The 14,005-nt window shown below is 39.5% G+C and carries 17 protein-coding genes; 1 reads left to right on the top strand and 16 read right to left on the bottom strand.

The annotated features are described in order from the left end of the window. Positions 1 to 13: 13 nt before the first annotated feature. The 6 genes from mraY to IGI44_RS11480 all read right to left on the bottom strand — a co-directional run bounded on the left by mraY (position 14) and on the right by IGI44_RS11480 (position 5,505). Positions 14 to 976 carry a phospho-N-acetylmuramoyl-pentapeptide-transferase gene (gene mraY, locus IGI44_RS11455; protein WP_438787848.1) on the bottom strand — a complete coding sequence of 321 codons (963 nt, stop codon included), beginning with the start codon at positions 974 to 976 and terminating at the stop codon, positions 14 to 16. Positions 977 to 991: 15 nt separating this feature from the next. Then, positions 992 to 3,181, bottom strand: a complete 2,190-nt coding sequence (locus IGI44_RS11460) for a penicillin-binding transpeptidase domain-containing protein (RefSeq protein WP_438787849.1) — start codon at positions 3,179 to 3,181, stop codon at positions 992 to 994. Next, positions 3,182 to 3,559, bottom strand: a complete 378-nt coding sequence (ftsL, locus tag IGI44_RS11465; protein ID WP_438787850.1) for a cell division protein FtsL — start codon at positions 3,557 to 3,559, stop codon at positions 3,182 to 3,184. Positions 3,560 to 3,564: 5 nt separating this feature from the next. Beyond that, complete coding sequence (rsmH, locus tag IGI44_RS11470; protein ID WP_438787851.1) at positions 3,565 to 4,518, bottom strand: 16S rRNA (cytosine(1402)-N(4))-methyltransferase RsmH; 954 nt, start codon at positions 4,516 to 4,518, stop codon at positions 3,565 to 3,567. Between the two features lie 15 nt (positions 4,519 to 4,533). Further along, a complete protein-coding gene (mraZ, locus tag IGI44_RS11475) occupies positions 4,534 to 4,965 on the bottom strand; it encodes a division/cell wall cluster transcriptional repressor MraZ (protein WP_438787852.1) in 432 nt (143 codons plus the stop codon). 168 nt (positions 4,966 to 5,133) lie between these two features. Next, on the bottom strand, positions 5,134 to 5,505 hold the full coding sequence (locus tag IGI44_RS11480) for a DUF3397 domain-containing protein (RefSeq protein WP_438787853.1): 372 nt from the start codon (positions 5,503 to 5,505) through the stop codon (positions 5,134 to 5,136). A 228-nt stretch (positions 5,506 to 5,733) separates the two neighbouring features. On the opposite strand from IGI44_RS11480, the gene IGI44_RS11485 reads away from it, so the two are divergent. Continuing rightward, positions 5,734 to 5,850, top strand: a complete 117-nt coding sequence (locus IGI44_RS11485) for a DUF4044 domain-containing protein (RefSeq protein WP_010745911.1) — start codon at positions 5,734 to 5,736, stop codon at positions 5,848 to 5,850. Between the two features lie 26 nt (positions 5,851 to 5,876). On the opposite strand, the gene recN is transcribed toward IGI44_RS11485, so the two are convergent. The 10 genes from recN to efp all read right to left on the bottom strand — a co-directional run bounded on the left by recN (position 5,877) and on the right by efp (position 13,959). Next, positions 5,877 to 7,547 carry a DNA repair protein RecN gene (recN, locus tag IGI44_RS11490; protein WP_438787854.1) on the bottom strand — a complete coding sequence of 557 codons (1,671 nt, stop codon included), beginning with the start codon at positions 7,545 to 7,547 and terminating at the stop codon, positions 5,877 to 5,879. 30 nt (positions 7,548 to 7,577) lie between these two features. After that, positions 7,578 to 8,036 (bottom strand): arginine repressor, encoded by a 459-nt coding sequence (locus IGI44_RS11495; RefSeq protein WP_438787855.1) that lies wholly within the window; start codon positions 8,034 to 8,036, stop codon positions 7,578 to 7,580. 15 nt (positions 8,037 to 8,051) lie between these two features. Continuing rightward, on the bottom strand, positions 8,052 to 8,867 hold the full coding sequence (locus IGI44_RS11500) for a TlyA family RNA methyltransferase (protein ID WP_438787856.1): 816 nt from the start codon (positions 8,865 to 8,867) through the stop codon (positions 8,052 to 8,054). A gap of 24 nt (positions 8,868 to 8,891) precedes the next feature. Continuing rightward, complete coding sequence (locus IGI44_RS11505) at positions 8,892 to 9,776, bottom strand: polyprenyl synthetase family protein (RefSeq protein ID WP_438787857.1); 885 nt, start codon at positions 9,774 to 9,776, stop codon at positions 8,892 to 8,894. Next, positions 9,777 to 9,998 (bottom strand): exodeoxyribonuclease VII small subunit, encoded by a 222-nt coding sequence (locus tag IGI44_RS11510; protein ID WP_438787858.1) that lies wholly within the window; start codon positions 9,996 to 9,998, stop codon positions 9,777 to 9,779. Further along, a complete protein-coding gene (gene xseA, locus IGI44_RS11515) occupies positions 9,998 to 11,332 on the bottom strand; it encodes an exodeoxyribonuclease VII large subunit (RefSeq protein ID WP_438787859.1) in 1,335 nt (444 codons plus the stop codon). The genes IGI44_RS11510 and xseA overlap by 1 nt, the downstream gene beginning before the upstream one ends. A gap of 15 nt (positions 11,333 to 11,347) precedes the next feature. Then, the gene (locus IGI44_RS11520) at positions 11,348 to 12,205 is read right to left on the bottom strand and encodes a bifunctional methylenetetrahydrofolate dehydrogenase/methenyltetrahydrofolate cyclohydrolase (protein ID WP_438788987.1); all 858 of its coding nucleotides are present in this window, start codon (positions 12,203 to 12,205) and stop codon (positions 11,348 to 11,350) included. A 59-nt stretch (positions 12,206 to 12,264) separates the two neighbouring features. Continuing rightward, the gene (gene nusB, locus IGI44_RS11525; protein ID WP_438787860.1) at positions 12,265 to 12,723 is read right to left on the bottom strand and encodes a transcription antitermination factor NusB; all 459 of its coding nucleotides are present in this window, start codon (positions 12,721 to 12,723) and stop codon (positions 12,265 to 12,267) included. Next, positions 12,716 to 13,141, bottom strand: a complete 426-nt coding sequence (locus IGI44_RS11530) for an Asp23/Gls24 family envelope stress response protein (protein WP_438787861.1) — start codon at positions 13,139 to 13,141, stop codon at positions 12,716 to 12,718. Before IGI44_RS11530 ends, nusB begins: the two co-directional genes overlap by 8 nt. A 260-nt stretch (positions 13,142 to 13,401) precedes the next feature. Continuing rightward, a complete protein-coding gene (gene efp, locus IGI44_RS11535) occupies positions 13,402 to 13,959 on the bottom strand; it encodes an elongation factor P (RefSeq protein WP_016180534.1) in 558 nt (185 codons plus the stop codon). Between the last annotated feature and the right edge of the window lie 46 nt (positions 13,960 to 14,005).

Genomic DNA, 14,005 nt, shown 5'->3' on the forward strand with positions numbered 1-14,005 from the left:
TTCTAGTCATCTCCTACAGTACGATCAATAAAACAATGATTGATGCAATAAGCCCGATAGCCCAAAACACCGTATCTACTTTCCATTCTGACCAGCCAGACATTTCAAAATGGTGGTGCAATGGTGACATTTTAAATACACGCTTACCAGTCATTTTAAAGGAAGTGACTTGAATAATCACGCTTGCTGTTTCAAAAATGTATACCAAACCAACCAATAACAATGTCCATTCTTGATGTAAGACGATTGATATAGCTGCTAACAGACCTCCTAAAGCAAGCGATCCTACATCTCCCATAAAGATTTTCGCTGGTTTTTTGTTATAAGGAAAGAAACCAACAAGGCCGCCCATTACGGCAAGACATACGATCAAAACCTCATACTGTTGTTGTTTCCACGCAATAATTCCATAGGTTGCAAATGAAATAGTCCCTAATCCTGATACCAATCCATCGATCCCATCAGTTAGATTCACTGCGTTTGAAAAACCGACCAACCAAAAAATTACAAACAAGCCATAAAAAATATTTAACGGCAATTCTATGCCAAAGAAATTCAAGGTATTAGGATAACCTTCCATTCGATAAATGATGTAAAAAACAACGGCTACAACCACCTGAGCAATGAATTTCTGACTTGAAGTCAATCCTTCATTTTGTTTTTTTGCTAGTTTAATGAAATCATCTAAAAAGCCGATAATTCCATATAGTAATAGAACAAACACTAAAATTAATAGTGAAGTCGTCATTTTATTCGTCCAAAGACTGTACCAAATGGCTGTAATCACCGCAGCAGCTAAAAAACCTAAACCACCCATTGTTGGGGTGCCTGCTTTAGAGTTATGCCACTTTGGTCCCTCATCACGAATTTCTTGTCCTTGTTTCTTCATTCTAAAATAGCCAATTATAAAAGGCATGCCTGCCACAGTAATTGCGAAACTACTGGCAAAAGCGATAAATAGTTGTGCCGGTTGCATGTTATTCTCTCCAGTCTAACCTAACGTAATTTTCAATTTCTTTTTCGAGACTTCTGCATATGGAGCAATACTTTGCTTCGTACAGTATCCGTCTCCTTTAAAGCTAACCTCGATGTCTAACAGATTGGTTAATTTCAAGATATCTGCTTTAGACCAGCCGCGGACATCTGGCATTTCTTTCTTACCATCAGTTAATAAAATCAGATGTTCATTTGCCATAACCTTCTCGCCTGGCTTCGCTGACTGCTGAATGACTTTATCCCCATCGCCAACCACGACAGCTGTTAAACCACGCTTATTTGCATCTGCTGCTGCTTTGGAGGTTGAAAGATTGCGGTAATCCTCTACTGTAACTTTTGTATTACTTTCCTCATCAGAAGAATCATTTTCGGTATTTTGAAATTCCATGACACGACTCAATAGCGGATTCGCAATTTCTCCCAAAATGCCTTCTTGTTTTTCCTGTGGTTGTTTCATTGTCAAATACAAAATATATTCGGGATCCTCTGACGGAATCATCAACGCGATCGAATAGATATAATTCGTATCACCAGTTAAGTATCTCCCGCCCTCCGCGATTTGTGCAGTACCTGTTTTAGCAGAGATATGGTATCCCGGTACTTTGTATTGATCATAAGCCGAACCATAATTTTCGCTTTCAACAGTATCCCGCATATATTCACGAACCTTTTGTGCAGTTTCAGCCGTAATTGGCTCTCCTACTACTTCTGGTTTCGTAATAATCTCTTTTCCTGTGTTAGGATTGGAAACTTTTTCAATGTAATGTGGTTGCAACATTTTTCCATCATTTGCTACAGCAGTAAAACCACGCATCATTTGGAAATTCGTTACACCAATTGCCTGACCATACGAGCTCATCGCTTGGTCAACAATATTACTTGTTGGCAATGTCCCCTTTGTTTCACCGGGCAACCCAGAATACGTACTTTGACCAAATCCAAAACGTTTCACATATTCAGGCCAACGATCACCTAAACGTTCTTCTAGCTTGACCATCCCTACGTTACTTGACCAAGAAAGCGCCTGACGCATTGTCAAAATACCTTTTTTACCCAAGTCCCAGTCGTTGATCGTCGCATCAGCTACTTGGATTTTTCCAGAAACATAACTTTCGTTTTCATTAAAAATGCCTTCGTTGACAGCAGCAGATGTAGTGAAGACCTTCATGGTCGACCCTGGTTCGTAGCTATCTTCTACGAGAAAATTTCGCCACGCATCTTGCTCCCCTAAACCTTCCTTAGTCTCAGGATTAAATGTTGGACGCTGAGACATCGCTAAGATATCCCCAGTCTTTGCTTGCATCAACATAGCGGTCATCTCAGTAGGTTTGGCTTCTGAGTTCACCTTATCCATTAATGTTTCTAAGTAACTTTGTAAACCGGCATCTAAGGTTGTATAGATATCCTCACCATTGACTGCCTTTTTCTCTTCAGCAACACTTCCTGGAATTGGTCGTTGATTTTCGTCTTTTTGGTAAACGATTTTCCCGTTTTTTCCTTTTAGAACATCGTCATAGGCGGCTTCAACCCCCATCATACCAACTAATGACTCTTTTTTATCCGGTTGTGCATATCCAATAAAATGAGACGCAAAATTTCCGTTTGGATACATTCGATCCGTATGCTCTGTAAAGTAAAGACCTTTGACCTTGTCCTTTTTCATCGCATCCTCAATGTTCTGTTTGGTCTCTTCAGAAATATTCTTACCTTTATTACCAAATTCAACTTGATAATATTTACTAGTACCATCACTGTTTAATCCGCTTTTTAAAGTTTTTAATGCAGACTTTTCTTTGATGCCTAAATACTTATTTAAAATAGAAGCTAAATCATCAAAGTTCTTTTCTTGCGCATAGAGCTTTTCATTTCCCTTAACATAGCTCTCCGAAAGAATTGCGTAAATGGAGTAAGAAGTTGCATCTTCAGCAATCACTTCACCATTACGATCAAAAATTGTACCACGCTTTGCTTTTATTTCCTCACCGCCGTGATACAACTCTTCGGTCTTAGCTTTTAAGGAAGTTCCCGCTACATGACCACCTGCTACTACATAGATCATGCGAACGGCAAATAAAAAGAACAATCCAATACTCGTAGCAAACAAAATAACGCCTACTTTTTTGCGATTGTTCATCGGAGTCAAATTCTTTTTTCGGATTTTTCTTTTTAGCCTTTTAAAGCTCATTTACTTCACTTTCCTTAAATTGTCGTCATTGATTGAAAGTCCTGCTTTCTCAGCAATTTCTTTTAGACGATCAGAACGAGATAATTCGCTCTTTTCTTGTTGCAATTGCGAGGCTGTCTTTTCCTTTGCATCAATGTCAGTTTGAATACTCGTAATTTCATTTTGTGTTTTGCTAATATCATTACGGTAATTAACCATCACTACGGATAAACCAATTAACATCACTAAGAAGGCCAATACGGCAATTTTTTCTACCCGTGAAATTTTCTTTAAACGATCACCAGGAGAAACGAAGACTTTGAAAGAATCTGGCGTTTGGTGAATTTCTTCTTGCTGAGAATCAAATTGAAACGGTTGTTTATTTTTTAATTCTGCCATAATTCCTATCCTTTCTTCATTTTCTCAGCGATGCGCAATTTTGCACTTCTCGCGCGATTATTATCCTGTAATTCCTCTTCAGAAGGAACGATGGGTTTTCGATTTACTAATTTCAATATTGGTTGAAATTCTTCAGGCACCACAGGCAAACCAGGAGGCATGTCTTTTGGTGTACTGAATTCTTTGAACATTGTTTTTACGATCCGATCTTCTAATGAATGGAAGGTGATTACACTGACTCTGCCTTCAATTGAGAGCATGTCAATCGCCTGTTCTAAGGAACTTTCAATCGCTCCCAGTTCATCATTTACAGCGATGCGAATAGCTTGGAAAACACGTTTAGCGGGATGCCCGCCTTTCCGTCTTGCCGGAGCCGGGATCGCCTCTTTAATAAGATCCACTAATTCACCAGTAGTCTTAATCGGTTTGTCCACACGCTTACGCTCAATCAAACGAGCGATTTGTTTGGAGAATTTCTCTTCGCCATAGCGAAAGAAAATTTTAACTAATTCGTGGTAAGAATATTCATTCACGACTTGATAAGCACTTAATGGCGCATCCTGATCCATTCGCATGTCTAATGGCGCATCTTGATGGTAGCTAAATCCACGTTCCGCCTCATCCAGTTGCGGCGATGAAACCCCTAAGTCATATAAAATGCCGTCAACTTCCATCACACCTAAACGATTCAGTTCAGTCGTAAGTTCTCTAAAGTTAGCTTTAACAAAGGTCACTTGATTTTTTGTGACATACTCAGCTAGACGAATCTTCGCATTTTCAATTGCCTTTTGATCTTGATCAAAAGCATAAAGATGTCCATCAGTGTTTAACTGACTCAGCAAATATTCACTGTGTCCGGCACCACCTAATGTACAATCAACATAAACACCGTTCGGTTTGATTGCTAGACCATCAACTGTCTCATGAAGCAAAACGGTTGTATGTTGAAAGTCTGTCATTGATAATCCTCTTCTCTAAAATCCAAAATCGACCATTGTCTCTGCAATGTCATCAAAACTAGCTTCTGTTTCCTTTGTAAATTCGTTCCAGCGTGCTTGATCCCAAATCTCAATTCGATTAGCGACCCCGATAATCACACACTCTTTTTCAAGTGACGCATGATTGCGTAGGGAGGCAGGGATATTAATTCGTCCCTGTTTGTCAATCTCACACTCTGTTGCTGCGGAATAAAAGAAACGAACAAACGCACGCGCATCTTTCTTAGAAAGTGGCATCTCATTCAACTTTGTTTCTAATTCGTTCCACTCAGGTAAAGGGTATCCAAATAAGCACCCATCCATTCCACGGGTAACAACAAATTTTTCGCCTAATTGTTCACGTAATTTTGATGGTACGATCAATCGACCTTTAGCATCAATGTTATGCTGAAATTCGCCCATGAACATCTAGACTCCACCCCTTTTTACCACCGCATGAGATTAGTCTACCACAATCCCCCACAATCTACCACACTTTGTAAAAAACAAAAATAACACTTTTTTGACCTTTACTAACCATCCTATTTTATCAAGGGGTATAAGGATAATCAGGAGTTTTTTTAAAGTTTTTTTAATTTATAAGACATTAATAATACTTACGATAATCAAAATAAAATAGACTAACACGGACAATAAAAACGTTAAGCGCCAAAACATCTTAAAGAAGCGACCGTACATGATTTCCCTATAGCGATAGGCTTGGAAAACCACTACGCTAATACCCAATAATAGAATAGTTAATAAAAAATATGGTAGAATCGAAAACGTGCTGATGCTTTTTGATATTTCATGCATACCTACGATTAAAAATGGTATGGTGATATCTGGCGTTTTCAAATTGAAGCGTTGTTTTAATTTAAAAGTTGTCACGATATAATCAGACGCTAAAAAGACGATTATCGGAAAAATGTACCATAACAATAAAATTGGTGAAAATGATGCCAACAAATACAGTCCTTCCTCTTCAAACTACTATCCTCACTATACTGCATTATCGTTACATTCGTGTTTCAATTCATTTAAAATATAAAGGATTTAGCAAGTTTTAACAATTGAATTCGCAATATTGGTACGAAAAGATTTCTTAGTATTTTTTAAAAGTTTTTTTGGTCATTTGCAGAGTTTTAAGAAATGCAGTATGATGAATTTGAAGTTTTTTTGAGGGATGGTGACATCATGAATAACAAAAAATCCACGAGCACATTTTCTAAGGTTACCAAGGTTGTTATTTGGACCATGTTAATTTTAACAATTGGTTCATTAGTTTTGAGTAGTTTACTTAGTATCATGTAAGCAAATAGCCGAGGCAGCTGCCTCGGCTATTTTTTTGCTAGTTGCAATAATTCTTTTGCATGTTTGACTGTTAAATCGGTAATTTCTGTTCCAGCTAACATTCGTGCGATTTCCTCGGTTCGATCATCTTCTGTTAGTTCTTCTACTTTAGTGATTGTCCGACCATCTACTACTTCTTTTCGAATAAATAGTTGATGATCCGCTTTGGCCGCCACTTGCGGCAAATGGGTAATACAAAGGGCTTGAGAATTTTGTCCGATCTGATAGATTTTATCTGCGATCGCTTGAGCTACTCGACCACTCACTCCAGTGTCCACTTCATCAAATACGATACTGGTTAAGCCTTGCGTTTTTGAAAAAATCGTCTTTAAAGCCAACATGACACGCGAGATTTCCCCTCCTGAAGCTACTTTCACTAATGGTTTCAAAGGCTCACCAGGATTCGTCGTGATATAAAACTCTACTTCATCGCTTCCATCAACGTTAAAGGAGGTCTCTTTGAAGCGCACTTCAAAACGTGCATTTTCCATATACAAATCCTTTAATTCGTTTTGAATCGCCGCTTCCAGTTTTTTCGCCATTTTCTGTCGTGCTTTTCGCAGCTCTTCAGCTAGTTGATGCAATTCGGCCTTTTGGGCAGTCAATTCCTTTTCCAATTTTTCCAATTTGTCACCAGAGAAATCTGATTCTAGAAGCTCTTGGCTGATCTGTTCATAATAGTTCATAATGACTTCGATCGAATCACCGTATTTTCTTTTTAACTGATGAATCAATTCTAAACGTTCATTAACAAGATCTAAACGTTCTTCATCAAGCTCCAGCAGATCTAATTGACGACCAATCTCGCTGACAGCATCTTGCAAAAGATAGTATGCGCTGTAAACATTGTCTGAAATATTTTCATAATCTTTGTCCAAAGAGGCGATCGTTTGAAGTTCTTGACTGGCTGAGCCGATGGCATCAAGTGAACTTGTTTCCTCATTTGTCATCGCTTGATAACTGTAAGAAAGGCTATCGACAATTTTTTGATAGTTCGTCAGCTTTTCACGCTCTTCCATCAACTTCTCTTCTTCGCCAAGCATCAATTCAGCATTACCAATCTCTTCTTGCTGGAAGGTCAACATATCGATTCGTTGAACGAAGGATTGTTCATTTTGCTTGAATTTCTTGACCTGATTTGCCAAAGTCACATAATCCCGATACGCATTCTGATAAGCTATTTTGATTTCTTGAAATGCCGCTTCACCGAAACTGTCTAATAGACGTAAATGGGATTCTGGATGCATTAATTCTTGATGGTCATTTTGTCCTTGAATATCGACTAAAAATTGTCCGATTCGACGTAAATTTGCAAGAGTAACAATTCTGCCATTAACACGTGAAACGCTCTTTCCTGAGCTATTCAAGTCCCTTTGAACGATCAGTCCCGCTTCATCGACTTCAATTCCAAGCTCTTTCATCAATACATGAAAATCTGACTGTTTCGGCAAATCAAAAAGTCCTTCCACAAGGCATTTATCACTACCTTGTCGAATATACTCAATCGAAGAACGTGCACCAGCCAGTAAACTCACCGCATCAATAATGATAGACTTTCCGGCACCTGTCTCACCAGTCAATGCCGTCATTCCGTCAGTAAAGCCTAAATGTAACGAAGAAATGATCGCGAAATTTTTAATTGTCAATTCCTGTAACATTTTGTCTGCTCTCCTTTTTAATGAGACATACTAGTTCGTTTGACTTTTATCAGCGATGTCTTGTTTAAGGCGCTTAGCATCCTCTTCTGTACGAGCAATCATTAGGACACTATCATCATCATTCAAAGTCGTAAATAAGATTTTTGTAAATTGTTTTTCCAATAAGTTTGCACAAGCAGAAGCATTTCCTGGCAATGTTTTTACACTGATGAACTTCTCCATCTGATCCACAGAAATGACCGCTTCTTTTAAAAGATCAGCTAATTTTTCATTCACATCTTCCTGCTCTTTTCGAGGCATACTGTAGCGATAACCACCATTTTGAGCAGGGACTTTGATTAATTTCATCTCTTTGATATCACGTGAAATTGTTGCTTGTGTGACTGTCACTCCCTGTTGTGCAAGGATCGCCACAAACTCTTCTTGTTTCTTCACATCATACTCGTTTAAAAGCTGTGTAATGAGACGATGCCGTTCATGTTTTCGCATACATTCTCCTCCAGACTATTTATCTAGCTGCTGATGGGCTTCAGAAACGACCTGCGCTAAATCAATTTCTGGATTTAAGCGGCCTGTTTCTGGCACTTTTTTTAAATGTGCGAGAAATTCAATATTACCTTCACCACCAGTAATAGGAGAAAAGGTTAATTCTTGCACATCAAATCCATGTGTTGCCGCAAAATCAGTAATTTCTTCTAAGACCATCAAATGCGTTTTAGGGTCTTTAATGATTCCCTTCTTCCCAACATATTCCTTACCTGCTTCAAATTGTGGCTTAATTAACGCCACTACATCACCATCATCAGAAAGAATCTCGTGAAGTGGTGGTAGGATCAATTTCAAAGAAATAAACGAGACATCTATCGTCGCAAAATTTGGCTGTCCATGTTCGAAGTCAGCTAATTTCGAATAGCGGAAATTGGTTCGTTCCATTACTACGACACGTTCATCTTGACGTAGTTTCCAGGCTAGCTGATTATAGCCAACATCTAGGGCATAACTCAAAGTAGCACCGTTTTGTAACGCAACATCGGTGAAACCACCGGTTGAAGAACCGATATCTAATAGAATCTTTTGATTGATGTCAACATCAAAAATTTTCAGCGCTTTTTCTAATTTCAAGCCACCACGAGAAACATACGCTAAACTTTGACCTTTGATTTGTAAAATCGTCTCTAATGGAATTTTTTCGCCAGGTTTATCTAGCCGCTCATTTTTCTGATCATAGACTAGCCCAGCCATTACGCCGCGTTTGGCCTTTTCTCGAGTTTCAAAAAGCCCTTGGTTAAAAGCTAGCACATCGACACGTTCTTTTTTCATATCATTTCCTACTTCATCATAATTTTATTTTTTGAGAGTGAAAAGACTAAGTAATTCTTGGAAGAGCTGTGGTTGAAAATCACCCGCTTCTGCTAATTGACGAATAACTAGTTCTGCTTGTTCCAATTCTTCAGCCAACGCTTTTTGAGCACCCTCAAGACCGAGCAGAGCTGGATAAGTACTTTTTTCAGATTTTTCATCCTGTCCAACTTGTTTGCCAAGCTCCTCAGTTGTACTAACAACGTCCAACAAATCATCTCGAATTTGAAAAGCCAAGCCAATGTGACCTCCCAGCTGTTCAAGTAACTCAATTACATACTCGGTTTGATTGGCTAAGATTCCACCAGCAACGAACGCATACGTCAAAAGGGCACCCGTTTTTCCACGATGAATTGCCTTTAATTCATTCAGCGCTACCTGATGCTTTTCAGCTGCCATATCTCCTGCCTGCCCAGCCACCATACCGCCTATTCCAGCCGCTTTCGCTAGAAGCTGAATCAGTAACACATTCTCAGTAGGGCTCAATGTAGTTTCACTCACCAATTGAAACGCGCCGGTCAAAAGGCCATCACCAGCTAGAATCGCTAGCGCTTCACCGAAAACTTTGTGATTAGTTGGTTTTCCACGACGCAGATCGTCGTCATCCATCGCTGGAAGGTCGTCATGAATTAATGAATACGTATGGATCATTTCCAACGCCCCAGCTGTTTGATAAACAGGTGAAGTCAGTTCTTTTTGAAACGCTCGGACAGTCGCTAAAACAATTAACGGTCGAATCCGTTTCCCGCCTGCTTCAATGGAATAGAGCATACTCTTTTTCAATTCTTCATGGGTAGTACAGGTAGTAATGAAGTCGATGATCTCTTTTTCAACCTTCGGTAGCTCCTCAGCAGAAAGCTGCTGCAACATTTAGGCTTCCTCCTCACCTGTGAAAGGCACTTCTTCGTCTTCGCTCATCATTTTAGTCAATGTTTTTTCCGCCTTTGTTAACGTATCCTGGCATTGTTTACTCAAAATCATTCCTTTTTGAAACGCTTCTAGTGCTTCTTCTAAAGGCACGTCGCCTCGTTCCAGCTGTGTGACAATCGTTTCTAATTGCGTGATTGATTCTTCAAAGGTTGTATTTTCCATTATTCTTCCCCTTTATCAATTTCTAAAATCGCTGCTTTCACCGTGCCATCGACAAAATGAACGGTCATCTCTTTTTCCTGCAAATCGTTTACTGACCGAACAACCTGATCATCTTGCGTCGTATAAGTGAATCCTCGTCCCATCGTTTTCAACGGACTTAACAAATCTAGTGAAGTGATCGCTTGCTGCACTCGCCGTTGTTGAGTTTCTAAGTAGCCTTGCATTTGCTGCTGTAGGCGTTCCTGCAAATAAGTCATCTGCTGTTGGGCTTGTTTCACGCGATTAATGGGATTAGCTTGGGCCAACCGATTGCTGTACTGCATCAGTTCTCGTTCCCGCTGATTCACTAAAACAGTCATGTTCTGTTGTAATTGCTGCGTTAAGCGATCCAGTTGTATACTTTGCGCTTCATATAAACGATTGGGCTGTCTGAAAATATAGGATTGCTGCAAACGTTCAAACCGTTCTTTTTTTCGTTGCAATTGATGTAAGAAGGCTTGTTCTAGGCGCGCTTGTTTTTCTTTGATGCGCAAGATTTCTTCTGATAAAACTGGTACTGCTAATTCCGCAGCCGCCGTTGGAGTAGCAGCTCGCACATCAGCGACTAGATCCGCAATCGTCGTGTCCGTTTCATGTCCGACCGAGGAAATAATCGGTATTGGCGAAGCAGCAATCGCTCGCGCCACGCTCTCTTCATTAAACGGCCATAAATCTTCGATTGAACCTCCGCCGCGACCAATAATCATCGTGTCAAAGTCCATTTCCTCTGCCTTTTTGATATTTTTAACAATATCAGCCGCTGCTTTGTCCCCTTGTACTAAAGTTGGGAAAAGAACCAATTGAGTGATAGGATAGCGACGTTTTACTGTTGTTATAATATCACGGATGACCGCACCACTTGGACTAGTAATCACCGCGATTCGTTTAGGATAACGCGGCAAAGGCTTTTTCGGTTGCGAGAATAAGCCTTCTTTGTTTAATTTCTCTCGTAATTCGGCCAACGCCTGATACAATGCACCAACACCATCAGGCTCCATATGATCAATATAGATTTGATAGTTTCCGCTGGCTTCATATAGTGCCACGCGTCCGACCACCAAAACTTTCATCCCTTCTTTAGGTGAAAACTTCAGTTTTTGAAAAGCACCCTTGAACATAATCGCACTGATTTTTGAGCGCTCATCCTTCAAACTGAAATATTGATGACTATTTGCCCGCATACGAAAATTGGAAATTTCTCCGGTCAAATAGACCCGCTCTAAATAGGGGTCTACGTCGAATTTTCGTTTGATGTATTTGTTTAATGCACTGACAGTTAAATACTCTTGTGCCATTTAAACACCTCTTTGCTATTCGTGATTCAGTACCTGACGTTCACAGCATTCTACTGTTTGCTGCATCAGCATCGTGATAGTCATAGGACCAACACCGCCTGGAACAGGTGTAATGTAGCTGGCGATCGATTCAACCTCATCAAATTTCACATCGCCGATCAGCTTTCCATCCTCATTTCGATTCATACCGACATCGATAACGACAGCTCCCGGTTTGATGAAATCTTTTGTTACAAAATGCCCCCTACCGATTGCGACAACCAAGATATCTGCTTTACGGGCAACCTTGGCTAAATCTTCTGTTTTTGAATGGGTCAAAGTCACTGTCGCATCCGCGCCTAAAAGTAAAATGGCCATTGGTTTACCTACGATATTGCTGCGGCCGATCACTACTGCTTGTTTACCCGCTAATGGGATATCATATTCTTCAAACATTTTCATAATGCCATATGGAGTACAAGGAATTGTATGAGGCATGCCCGCGAATAATCGTCCCATATTCATTGGATGGAACCCATCAACATCTTTTAAAGGATTGATTGCCAATAGAACCTTTTCTTCATTAATGTGCTCTGGTAATGGCAATTGTACCAAAATACCATGGAACTCTTTTGACTGATTAAAATAGTTAATTTCTTTGATCAACTCTGCTTCGGTGATGGTTTCTGGATATCTTTTGACTTCAGAGTGAATGCCGATTTTCTTCGCTGCACGTTCTTTGTTTCTAACATAGATTTGACTAGCGGGGTTTTCGCCGACCAATAACACGACTAATCCTGGATGGATACCCTTTGCTGCTAATGTTTCAACTTGCTGCGCTGTTTCATTTTGAAGCTTTTCTGCTAACTCTTTCCCATTAATAAGTTGTGCCACGTTCATTCCCCGCTTCTTTCTTTTCTATAGTTTAAATGAAGCTGGGAAAAATAGCTTTATTAGCTATTTGCCCCAGCTTCATCGATCTCTTTCATTACATTAGATAAGATTCCATTGACAAACTTTCTTGATTGATCATCACTGAAAGTTTTGGCTAATTCGATGGCTTCATTTAGAACCACTCGGTTAGGTACTTGAGTGTTGTATAACATCTCGTAAATACCTAGTCGCAAGATAATCAAATCCATTTTAGCAATTCGTTGAATCGACCAGTTAGAACGTAGATGCTTTTGAATAATTCCATCCAGTTCTGCTTGGTGCTCAACAACTCCGCCAACTAATTCATCAAGATAGACTGGAACAAAGGCTTCTTCGTCTTCACTAACGAACGCTTGTTGGTCAATGCTTAATGCATGGTTGATGGCATCTTTTTTTGTTAATTCTTGATTGAAATCCAATGGGAACAACGCCTGTAACGCTTTCTCCCGAATCTCATGACGTGATAATTCTTTACTCATTATTTTCCTCTTCATCATTGAATAATTCTTCTAAAGTTGGTTGCTCCAATTTTTCTGCAACAACACCGACTACATGGATATTTACTTCACTTAATGCAATGTCTGTCATAAATAAGACTTGTTGTTTTACCCGTTCTTGCATAGCCATTGCCACTTTTGGTACAGAAGTGCCATAGTCAAAATAAGAATAGATATCAACTTTCAAGCCGTCTTCATCGTTTTTAAGATAAACACCTTTACCATGAGCTGATTTACCAAGTAATTCTGTCACATTGCTGGCTAATGAGCCACGCATGCCGTAGACACCGTCAACTTTAGAAGCTGCGATCCCGATAATTACTTCGATCACTTCTGGTGCAATGATAATCTCACCAAGTTCTGGGCTCTCGCCTAAAACTAAATTTTTTTCATCTGCCATCTTACTCTCTCCTTACTCCTACTAAATGTAATTATTTTTCTTGCCAGAAAAATAAATCTGATGTTCGTGCCGTATATCATTCTACTAAACTTTTCTCTAGCTCGGCTTTTAGTGAATGTTTATTTACTTTTCTTTTATTGATCCTGCGAAAAGTAGAACTGACATCCTTACTCCTACTAAATGTAATTATTTTTCTTGCCAGAAAAATAAATCTGATGTTCGTGCCGTATATCTTTCTACCTTCTACGCTAGTACTATTACTATGCTCTTGAAGCGTAGCTACCGTCTTGTGTATTGATGATTAGTTTGTCGCCTTGGTTTACGAAGAAAGGAACATTAACTGTTAGGCCGGTTTCCATCACAGCTGGTTTTGAGCCGCCTGATGAGGTATCTCCTTTGATGTTTGGTTCTGTTTCTGCGACTTCTAATACCACTGTATTTGGCAGATCCACACCTAAAACTTCATTGCCGTACATAATAACCGTCAATTCCGTATTTTCTAATACATAGAGCATTTCTTCTGCTACTTGTTGTTTAGGCATTTCAATTTGTTCATAGCTTTGCATATCCATGAATACGTAGTTATCACCGTCATCATAAAGATATTGCATTTTTTTATTATCAATTTGAGCTTTTGCTACTTTTTCACCAGCACGGAAAGTTTTTTCTTGCACAGCTCCCGTACGCAGATTTTTTAGTTTTGAACGAACGAAGGCCGCACCTTTACCTGGCTTTACATGTTGAAAGTCGACTACGCGCCAAATACCGCCGTCCACCTCGATCGTCAAACCAGTTTTAAAATCGTTTACTGAAATCATGATACTTCCTCCTAATTCAATCTCTGCAGATTTGGTTCTAGTTTAT

Origin of the sequence: Enterococcus sp. DIV0756 (assembly GCF_051710745.1) — a bacterium.
Taxonomy (GTDB): domain Bacteria; phylum Bacillota; class Bacilli; order Lactobacillales; family Enterococcaceae; genus Enterococcus_A.

What these genes read in the sequence shown, in the direction of transcription:
- xseA (WP_438787859.1), bottom strand. Translation starts at nt 11,332, where the DNA reads ATGGCACAAGAGTATTTAACTGTCAGTGCATTAAACAAATACATCAAA.
- IGI44_RS11460 (WP_438787849.1), bottom strand. Translation starts at nt 3,181, where the DNA reads ATGAGCTTTAAAAGGCTAAAAAGAAAAATCCGAAAAAAGAATTTGACT.
- IGI44_RS11530 (WP_438787861.1), bottom strand. Translation starts at nt 13,141, where the DNA reads ATGGCAGATGAAAAAAATTTAGTTTTAGGCGAGAGCCCAGAACTTGGT.
- ftsL (WP_438787850.1), bottom strand. Translation starts at nt 3,559, where the DNA reads ATGGCAGAATTAAAAAATAAACAACCGTTTCAATTTGATTCTCAGCAA.
- mraZ (WP_438787852.1), bottom strand. Translation starts at nt 4,965, where the DNA reads ATGTTCATGGGCGAATTTCAGCATAACATTGATGCTAAAGGTCGATTG.
- mraY (WP_438787848.1), bottom strand. Translation starts at nt 976, where the DNA reads ATGCAACCGGCACAACTATTTATCGCTTTTGCCAGTAGTTTCGCAATT.
- nusB (WP_438787860.1), bottom strand. Translation starts at nt 12,723, where the DNA reads ATGAGTAAAGAATTATCACGTCATGAGATTCGGGAGAAAGCGTTACAG.
- IGI44_RS11500 (WP_438787856.1), bottom strand. Translation starts at nt 8,867, where the DNA reads ATGAAAAAAGAACGTGTCGATGTGCTAGCTTTTAACCAAGGGCTTTTT.
- rsmH (WP_438787851.1), bottom strand. Translation starts at nt 4,518, where the DNA reads ATGACAGACTTTCAACATACAACCGTTTTGCTTCATGAGACAGTTGAT.
- IGI44_RS11510 (WP_438787858.1), bottom strand. Translation starts at nt 9,998, where the DNA reads ATGGAAAATACAACCTTTGAAGAATCAATCACGCAATTAGAAACGATT.
- IGI44_RS11505 (WP_438787857.1), bottom strand. Translation starts at nt 9,776, where the DNA reads ATGTTGCAGCAGCTTTCTGCTGAGGAGCTACCGAAGGTTGAAAAAGAG.
- recN (WP_438787854.1), bottom strand. Translation starts at nt 7,547, where the DNA reads ATGTTACAGGAATTGACAATTAAAAATTTCGCGATCATTTCTTCGTTA.
- IGI44_RS11495 (WP_438787855.1), bottom strand. Translation starts at nt 8,036, where the DNA reads ATGCGAAAACATGAACGGCATCGTCTCATTACACAGCTTTTAAACGAG.
- IGI44_RS11485 (WP_010745911.1), top strand. Translation starts at nt 5,734, where the DNA reads ATGAATAACAAAAAATCCACGAGCACATTTTCTAAGGTTACCAAGGTT.
- efp (WP_016180534.1), bottom strand. Translation starts at nt 13,959, where the DNA reads ATGATTTCAGTAAACGATTTTAAAACTGGTTTGACGATCGAGGTGGAC.